This is a genomic window from Brachybacterium sp. AOP42-C2-15, from assembly GCF_052377065.1.
Lineage (GTDB): Bacteria > Actinomycetota > Actinomycetes > Actinomycetales > Dermabacteraceae > Brachybacterium.
Window position 1 is genome coordinate 60944 of record NZ_JBQSWK010000022.1, and the last position, 7861, is coordinate 68804.

At 69.7% G+C, this 7861-nt stretch carries 8 protein-coding genes; 3 read left to right on the top strand and 5 right to left on the bottom strand.

All coding sequences use genetic code 11. The features are described 5' to 3' along the window. Window positions 1-2 precede the first annotated feature (2 nt). Complete coding sequence (dnaG, locus tag ACT3SQ_RS12735; RefSeq protein ID WP_442331695.1) at window positions 3-1979, top strand: DNA primase; 1977 nt, start codon at window positions 3-5, stop codon at window positions 1977-1979. 30 nt (window positions 1980-2009) lie between these two features. On the opposite strand, the gene ACT3SQ_RS12740 is transcribed toward dnaG, so the two are convergent. From ACT3SQ_RS12740 to ACT3SQ_RS12755, 4 genes are all read right to left on the bottom strand, one after another. Further along, window positions 2010-2828 (bottom strand): CHAD domain-containing protein, encoded by an 819-nt coding sequence (locus ACT3SQ_RS12740; RefSeq protein WP_444501888.1) that lies wholly within the window; start codon window positions 2826-2828, stop codon window positions 2010-2012. Between the two features lie 186 nt (window positions 2829-3014). Beyond that, window positions 3015-3740: a GOLPH3/VPS74 family protein gene (locus ACT3SQ_RS12745; RefSeq protein WP_441442948.1), complete on the bottom strand. Its 726-nt coding sequence runs from the start codon at window positions 3738-3740 to the stop codon at window positions 3015-3017. A 70-nt stretch (window positions 3741-3810) separates the two neighbouring features. After that, window positions 3811-4533 (bottom strand): ABC transporter permease, encoded by a 723-nt coding sequence (locus ACT3SQ_RS12750; protein WP_442331693.1) that lies wholly within the window; start codon window positions 4531-4533, stop codon window positions 3811-3813. 34 nt (window positions 4534-4567) lie between these two features. After that, window positions 4568-5455, bottom strand: a complete 888-nt coding sequence (locus ACT3SQ_RS12755; RefSeq protein WP_441442950.1) for an ABC transporter ATP-binding protein — start codon at window positions 5453-5455, stop codon at window positions 4568-4570. A 149-nt stretch (window positions 5456-5604) separates the two neighbouring features. Here ACT3SQ_RS12755 and ACT3SQ_RS12760 point away from each other — a divergent pair, with 149 nt between their 5' ends. Together ACT3SQ_RS12760 and ACT3SQ_RS12765 are read left to right on the top strand one after the other, a co-directional pair. Then, window positions 5605-6753: a sensor histidine kinase gene (locus ACT3SQ_RS12760; RefSeq protein ID WP_444501887.1), complete on the top strand. Its 1149-nt coding sequence runs from the start codon at window positions 5605-5607 to the stop codon at window positions 6751-6753. Continuing rightward, the gene (locus ACT3SQ_RS12765; RefSeq protein WP_441442952.1) at window positions 6750-7352 is read left to right on the top strand and encodes a response regulator; all 603 of its coding nucleotides are present in this window, start codon (window positions 6750-6752) and stop codon (window positions 7350-7352) included. The genes ACT3SQ_RS12760 and ACT3SQ_RS12765 overlap by 4 nt, the downstream gene beginning before the upstream one ends. A gap of 78 nt (window positions 7353-7430) precedes the next feature. Here the strand turns inward: ACT3SQ_RS12765 and ACT3SQ_RS12770 are convergent, their stop codons facing one another. Further along, a complete protein-coding gene (locus tag ACT3SQ_RS12770; RefSeq protein ID WP_444501886.1) occupies window positions 7431-7763 on the bottom strand; it encodes a cupin domain-containing protein in 333 nt (110 codons plus the stop codon). Between the last annotated feature and the right edge of the window lie 98 nt (window positions 7764-7861).

Here is a 7861-nt window from a genome sequence, read left to right on the forward strand (position 1 = left end):
CGGTGGCCCAGGGACTGATCCGTCGCGCTGACGTGGAACTGGTGCGGGAGCGCTCCCGCCTGGACGAGGTCGTCGCCGAGCACGTCACGCTGCGCACCGGCGGAATCGGCTCGATGAAGGGGCTGTGCCCCTTCCATGACGAGAAGACCCCCTCGTTCAACATCCGCCCGCAGCTGGGCCACTGGCACTGCTTCGGCTGCGGCGAGGGCGGGGACGTCATCTCCTTCGTGCAGAAGATCAGCCACCTCAGCTTCGTCGAGGCGGTCGAGATGCTGGCCGGCCGCTACGGGGTCCAGCTGCACTACGAGGACAGCGGCGGCGGCAGCGCGGATCGGCCCGACTTCGGGACCCGGCGCCGGCTGCTGGATGCCCACTCCATCGCCGAGGAGTACTTCCGCGAACAGCTCAGCACCCCCTCGGCGGAAGTGGGCCGCAGGTTCCTCACCGAACGCGGCTTCGACCAGGAGGCCGCCGCGCACTTCGGCGTGGGCTTCGCCCCGGAGGGCTGGGACTCACTGACCGGAGTGCTGCGCTCCCGCGGCTTCACCGAGGCTGAGCTGACCGCGAGCGGCCTCGTCTCCCAGGGGCAGCGCGGGGTCTACGACCGTTTCCGCGGGAGGCTCGTCTGGCCGATCCGCGACATCACCGGCAACACCATCGGCTTCGGCGCCCGCCGCCTGCTGGAGTCCGACCAGGGCCCCAAGTACCTCAACACCCCCGAGACCGCGATCTACCACAAGTCCAGCGTGCTCTACGGCCTGGACATCGCCCGCAAGGAGATCTCCTCCCAGCACCAGGTGGTGGTGGTCGAGGGCTACACCGACGTGATGGCCGCCCACCTCGCCGGGGTCACCACTGCGGTCGCTTCCTGCGGCACCGCCTTCGGCCCTGATCACGTGAAGATCGTGCGCCGGGTGATGGGGGACTCCAACGCCTCGGCCGGGCTGCGCCTGAACACTGATGGCCGCGGGCTGGCCGGCGAGGTCATCTTCACCTTCGACGGCGACGCCGCCGGACAGAAGGCGGCGCTGCGCGCCTTCGAGGAGGACCAGCGGTTCGTGGCCCAGACCTATGTCGCGGTCGAGGCCGGCGGCATGGACCCCTGCGAGCTGCGGATCACCCAGGGCGACCAGGCGGTGCGGGACCTCATCGCCAACCGTCGGCCCCTGTTCGAGTTCGCGATCCGCTCGGCGATCGCCCAGGTGGACCTCGACACCGTCGAGGGTCAGGTCACCGCCCTGCGGATGGCCGCGCCGGTGGTGGCACAGATCCGCGACCGTGCGATGCGCCCCGAGTATGCGCGTCGGCTCTCCGGCTGGCTGGGGATGGAGGAGCGCACCGTGCTGCGCGCCGTGCATGACGCGGCCCGCAGCGAAGGCCGCGGCGGCCACCGGGCCGACGAGCCGGCACCGACGACCGAGCGGCCCGGCGAGCGGGGATCCGGGGCCGACGGCGCGCCGCAGAGCCTGCCGCTCGCGCGCCTGGCCGATGCGGTCAACCCCCGTGACCCCGTGGGGCAGGTCGAGACGCAGTCGCTCGCAGTCATGCTCCAGGCGCCGCAGCTGCTGGACCCCGAGAAGGTGGCCTCGCTCCCGGACGACTCCTTCCACGTGCCCACGCTGCAGGGGGTGTGGGACGTGATGCTCGCGGCCGGCACCCTGCTCGACGCCGTCGCGGGGGAGCTGCATGCCGCCCGCTACCTCGAGCAGGTCCTCGAGATCGCCGGCGAGACCATCAGGCCGATGATCGTCGAGATCGCGAACCTCGACCTGCCGGCCCGGGACGAGGAGGATCTGCGCAAGCTCGCTGACTCGCTGCTGAACCGCCTCACCGAGCTGTCGATCACCCGTGAGTACTCAGTGCTCAAGCAGCGCCTGCAGCGCACGGATCCCGGGGATGCGGAGCGGCATCAGGAGATCATGTCGCGCCTCGCGCAGGTGCAGGTCAAGCGCCGCACGCTGCGCGCCGGGGACGACTGAGGGACCCTCCTACCAGGGAGGCGACGACGGTCAGAGCAACGACGCGGCGCGGGCCACCAACTGGGCCCGGGAGACGCTCAGCGCGTCCCGCAGGCGCCCTACGAGGGTGGTGCTGCTGGCCCTTCCGGGGCTCTGCAGCCCGTCCAGGAACTCGGTGCCGATCACGGTGTCCTGCAACTCCCCGAGCACGTCCTGCACCTGCTGCGCCTCCTCCAGATGCGCCTGAGCGGCAGGCTCCACCGGAGCCAGCAGCTCGGCGGCGTAGCGCCAGCGCTTGGCGGCTTTGCGCGCGGAATGGAGGGCATCCGGCTGCCCGCCCGCGGCGGAGAGTCGGCGCCTGACCGTGTCGCGGGCGCGTCGCAGCGTGTCCTCTGTCGCGGGCATCGCGAGCGACGGCGGCGCTGCGCTCCACTGCTCGAGCTGGCCGACGGCCCGCGCCCAGCGTGCGTCCTCGGCATGCGCGCGGAGGTCCGTGAGCGCCCGCTCGCGGGCGGAGGTCAGGGCCGCGGCGAGCGCGTGCTGCTCGCTGGACGGTGCGTCAGCGGAACGCGCGTCGGCGTCGGTGGCGCTGAGTGACTCCGCCAGGGGCAGCAGCAGCTCGGCGAGCACGTCGGCGTCCCGGACGGCGCCGAACCCGAGAGCGACCCACTGCAGGTCCGCGTCATCGGCGACCAGGTCGGGGAAGGACTGCGGGAACGTGCGCACGGTCGCACGGAGCCGGCGCAACGAGGTGCGGGTGTCATGGACCATCTCGACCGACGGTGCGGCGGCGAGATGCCGCACGCCCTCGAGCGCCCGCGTCGTATGCAGGGCGAGGTACGCGGTCAGGGGGTCACGGTCACTGCCCATCGTCGGCCTCCTCGAAGTGAACCGTCGCGGTCATACCCCCATCGAGACTACGGGGCCAGCGCGCTCCTGACGGCGGGCTCCTCACGGTGCCCTTCAACGACCGCTTCACCGCCGACTGGCCCCACCTGGTCAGCAGGTGGGGCCAGCCGCTGCCGATGAACGGTGAACCGCTGAAGGGACGTGGCGCTAGCTGCTCCGTGCGGCGGAGGAGGCGGCCGATGCCGCCAGCGCGCTGATGACCAGGAACGTCGACTGGGTGACGCTGAGGCCTGCTGCCTGGGCGCCCGCACTGCCGGCCTCGTACTCACGTGCCCGCTGGATGACTGCAGAGGTCCAGGGGATGTCCGGGTCCAGCTGGTGGAGCTGTGCACTCGCGGACAGCAGCGCGATCAGGGCTCCGGTCCGCGCACTGGCGCGTGCGCCATCCACCAGCACTGCCCGGATCTGGGAGAGCAGCTCCTCCCGCCGGGAGCTACCCAGTTCGATCCGCTCCCGGGGGATGAAGCCCAGAAGGGTCGTACGGCGCCGGCGCAGATGCCCCTTCGCGAGCAGCTTCTCGATGACCCGGCTGCGAAGGTCCGGCCCGACAGCTGAGATCACGGTCTGGGGGTAGCGGGACTTCCTGGCCAGGTAGTCCCATGCCGGGCGGAGCAGGTCCTCGTGAGGGGAGGAGCTCATGCGCGAGGTGATCCGGTCCGTCCCATCACCCGTCGCCTGCACCAGGTCGCGCAGCGCGAGCTCGGTGAGGGCCGCGCCTCCTAGGATGTAGAACAGGGTGTTCTCCCCGGCGATGCTTCCCGAGGTGGGCTGGAAGAGCAGGAGCAGCGTGTCCTCGGCGAGCGTCGTGTCGACGCTGTGCTCGGGGTGGGGTGACGGTGATCGATGGGCCGGCTGGTCGTGGTGCGTGGTCATGGGACCTCCTTCGATGGGTGCATGTATGTGCGTCGCGTATCCGGTGCGTTGCTCATCCGGCGCAGCGGTCTCAGCGGCGGGGCTCCCACCGGAAGAACCGCTGGGCGAGCGCGACGCCGACGGCCACCCAGGCGATGGTCGGCGGCAGCAGGAGCAGGTTGTCGACCAGGCCGGTGCCCCCGTTCCAGGCGTTGATGGTGAGCTCGGTCGCCGCTCCGCCGGGCAGCAGACGCTTGAGCATGCCGAGCTCCTCGGTACCGGTCAGTCCGATCCAGAAGGCCACCGCTGAGGTGCCCATGGTGATCGGGAGGGTGGTGATCTGGGCGTGCTCCGGGGACGTGGTGATCCCGGCCGTGGCTAGGGCCAGACCCACCATCATCGCCACCAGGGACAGGGCGGAGACGATCAGCAGCGGGATGCTCGCAGGGATCTCCGTGAGGACTGCCAGTACGACGAGCACGGCGGTGACCTGGAGCAGGCCGATCATGGCCGGCGGGCCGAGGATCCCGGCGAGGGCGGCCGCATCGCTGACCGCGGTGGAGCGCAGACGCTTGAGGAACAGGGTCTGGCGACGAGCGGCCAAGGTGGAGACCGCCGTGGTGTACAGGCCCATGCTGATCAGGATCATCATGAAGACCCCGGCGAGGAGGCCCATACCGGCGGGCACCTGGCCGAAGAGATCCCGCTGGGTGATGAGCAGCAGGCTCATGCCCACCGGGATCACGGTGGCGCTGAAGAAGACGAGTCGGTTGCGCAGGATCTGTTGGAATTCGCTGCGGGCGATGGTGAACATCGATCTGTCCTTAGGGTGTGGGGTGAGCGGTGGGTCAGTGACGGGAGACGGCACGGAAGACGTCATCCAGGCGCGTGGGTCCGGCGTCGAGGTCGCGCAGCACGGTGTTGCTCGCGTGCGCCCAGGTGAGCAGGGCGTGGAGATCCTGCTGGAGATCCTCGGTGCGGATCAGCTGCCTGTCGTGGTCCGTGGGTGAGCTCTGCAGCGGCAGGTGGGGGACCAGCTCCTCCTCGAGGGCGAAGCTGATGGTGCCGGGCAGAGTGCGGGTCAGCTCGCTGACGGTTCCCTGCCTCCGCAGGGTGCCCTCATGCATGAGGCCGATCCTGTCGGCCCGCTGCTGCGCCTCTTCCAGATAGTGGGTGGTGAGCACGATGGTCGCGCCGTCCTCACGGAGCCGGTCCACCGACTCCCAGAGGTCGTCGCGGGACTGGACGTCGAGCCCGGTGGTGGGCTCGTCGAGGAAGATCAGTTCGGGCGAGCCGTAGACGGCGGTCGCGAAGTCCAGCCGACGCTTCTCACCCCCGGAGAGGGAAGCGACCCTGACGTCGGCCTTCGAGGTAAGCCCGACCACGTCGAGCACCCGGCTGGGCTGGTCCTGGCGACCGGAGAGTCCACCGATCAGGGCCAGGGTCTCCCTCACGCTGAGGTCGGCGGCGAAGCCGCTCTCCTGGAGCATGATGCCGGTGCGATGGCGCACGGCCCGGCGGTCCATGGGGTCCTCTCCGAGGATCCTGACCCTCCCGGAGGTCGCGGGGCGGTGGCCCTCGATGACCTCCAGGGTGGACGTCTTGCCCGCACCGTTGGTGCCGAGCAAGGCGTACAGCTCGCCACGTCGGACCGAGAACGTGAGGTCCTTGACCGCGTGGAAATCGCCGTAGCTGATGTGGAGTTGTTCGATGTCGATGACTGTCGGTGAGTTCATGCCGCTATTCCACGCTCGTGGGCGCCACCACGGCAGTCGCGCTGCGTCACCAGCGGGCATGACGTTCTGTCACTTCCGGTGGTGCGGGGGATCCGAGATGATGAGTGGAGCAGAGCGCCCGTCGGACCCCTGGAGCGGAGGCAGAGCAGATGACCTCGACCTCCATCACCGCACGACGGCGCCTGCACCGGGCCACGGTGATCACCACCGTGGTGGCCATCGCCCCGGTCACGCTCGCGATCGTCGCCATCACCTCCGGCAGCTGGCAGGAGGCTCTCGTGTTCAGCCTGGGGGTGCTGGTCGCCTTCCTGGTGCTGCTGGAGTTCGAGCCCGCCCGGTATCCGCGATCCACGGCGCTCGCCGTCGCCTTCTCCTACGCGATCTGGATCCTCAGCGCCGCGCTGGCCATCAATCCGGTGGCCTTCTTCGGAGCCGCGATCCTCAGCGGGATGCTGATTCCCCTGCGACGCGGGCGGCACCTGGTGTGGATCGGCGGCGTAGGGGCGCTGATCGCCGCGATCGGCGGCCTGTACTTCGTGAACGAGCCCGTCACCTGGGTCGACCTGGTGCGCTTCGTGGTGATGCCGGGAGGGCTGAGCGTGTTCGTGGGAGCAGTGATCCTCCTGATCCAGAGCTATTGGCGGATCATCGACGATCTGGAGGTCGCTCAGGAGGCGGAGGCGGAGCTGGGGATCATGCGTGAGCGGATGCGCTTCGCCAGCGAGCTCCATGACATCCAGGGCCACACGCTGCACGTGGTGAACCTGAAGGTCGCGCTCGCCGAGGAGCTCGTCCACCGCGACCCCGCCCGCGCGATCACCGAGCTCCGCGAGGTGTACGCGCAGGTGGAGGAGACCATCAAGGAGACCAAGAGCCTCGCCTACGCCCAGCGCAGGCTCAACCTCCGCGCCGAGCTGGAGAACGCCCGGAACCTCCTGGCCGCCGCCGGGGTCACGGTGCGGATCACCCGCGCCGGGGAGACCCGCTCCGGGATCGGGGAGCTGCTGAGCCAGGTGCTGCGCGAATCGACGACGAACATCCTGCGCCATGCCCAGGCCAGCCGCGTCTCGATCACGCTCACCGACGGCGGGATCGAGATCGTCAACGACGGCGCGGCCATCGGCCCGGCGCCGGCCCTGCGCGGCCTGGAGACCTTACGCGCCCGGGTCGCGAGCGAAGGCGGCATGCTCACCGCGACGCAGGCCGGGGGCGAGTTCCGCACCACGGCCCACTTCCCTGCCGCGGACCCTGCCCCTGCCCCCGCCTCGTCAGAGCGTGTCGAGAGGAGGTTCCCGTGATCCGGATCGTGCTCGCGGATGATGAGGCTCTGCTGCGCTCAGCACTGGCCTCCCTGCTGCCCCTGAAGGCGGACATCGAGGTCGTCGGTGAAGCGGCAGATGGCGCTGCCGCTGTCGATGCAGTCATGGAGCATCAACCTGATGTGCTGCTCATCGACCTCGAGATGCCGGGCACGGACGGTCTCGCGGCGGTGGAGATCATCCGGCGGCGCCGCCCCGAACAGGTGATCCTCATGCTCACCCGACACGCCCGGCCCGGGGTGCTCCGTCGCGCCTTGAAGCTGGGCGTGAGCGGATTCGTGAGCAAAGCGGCCCATCCGGCCCTGATCGCCGAGGTGATCGAGACCCTGCATGCAGGCAGGCGCTGGATCGACCCCGAGATCTCGGCGCAGGCCGTGCTGGATGATTCCCCGCTCACCGACCGGGAGCTCGATGTGCTGCGCGAAACCCTCGAGGGCTGCTCGGTCGCCGAGATCGCGGCGCGGCTCCACCTCGCCGAGGGCACCGTCCGCAACTACCTCTCCAATGCCATGCACAAGACGCAGACCCGCACCCGGCGCGAGGCCGCCCGTTATGCGCGGGCTCGGGAGTGGCTGTGAGCGATGGGCTTGGGTGCCGAGGGGGCGTTCTGGCTGGTCAGGGGTTCGAACCCGCGACCGACGGATCAGGTGGGCGCCTCAGAGCTGCTTGACCACGGTCAGGAGGATGACGGAGTCTTCGACGGCGTCGAGCGAATGCGGCCCGTCGGGGACGGTCAGAAGGTCGCCCGGGGAGCCGTTCCATGACACCTCCCCGAACTTGAGAAGGACGCGGCCATTGAGCACCTGCACTGTGGCCTCACCAGGGTTCTCATGTTCGGACAGGCTTTCGTCGGCGCGGAGAGCGACGACCGTCTGGCGCAGTTGATGCTCATGACCTCCGAAGACAGTCTTCGCGCTCCGGCCGCTCGAGGCCTCACGGGCCTGGCCCAGCTCGTGACGGGCAAGGGCGACGAGGGAAACTCTCTGCATGAGGAGTGCTCCGATGTGTAGGGGTTGACAGTCGGTATGGAGAGCGTCCTCGCTCCAGGCCTGCCCGTCCTGGTCCCACGATCATCGCTTGTGGCGCA

What these genes read in the sequence shown, in the direction of transcription:
- ACT3SQ_RS12750 (WP_442331693.1), bottom strand. Translation starts at nt 4,533, where the DNA reads ATGTTCACCATCGCCCGCAGCGAATTCCAACAGATCCTGCGCAACCGA.
- ACT3SQ_RS12770 (WP_444501886.1), bottom strand. Translation starts at nt 7,763, where the DNA reads ATGCAGAGAGTTTCCCTCGTCGCCCTTGCCCGTCACGAGCTGGGCCAG.
- ACT3SQ_RS12755 (WP_441442950.1), bottom strand. Translation starts at nt 5,455, where the DNA reads ATGAACTCACCGACAGTCATCGACATCGAACAACTCCACATCAGCTAC.
- ACT3SQ_RS12760 (WP_444501887.1), top strand. Translation starts at nt 5,605, where the DNA reads ATGACCTCGACCTCCATCACCGCACGACGGCGCCTGCACCGGGCCACG.
- ACT3SQ_RS12745 (WP_441442948.1), bottom strand. Translation starts at nt 3,740, where the DNA reads ATGACCACGCACCACGACCAGCCGGCCCATCGATCACCGTCACCCCAC.
- ACT3SQ_RS12740 (WP_444501888.1), bottom strand. Translation starts at nt 2,828, where the DNA reads ATGGGCAGTGACCGTGACCCCCTGACCGCGTACCTCGCCCTGCATACG.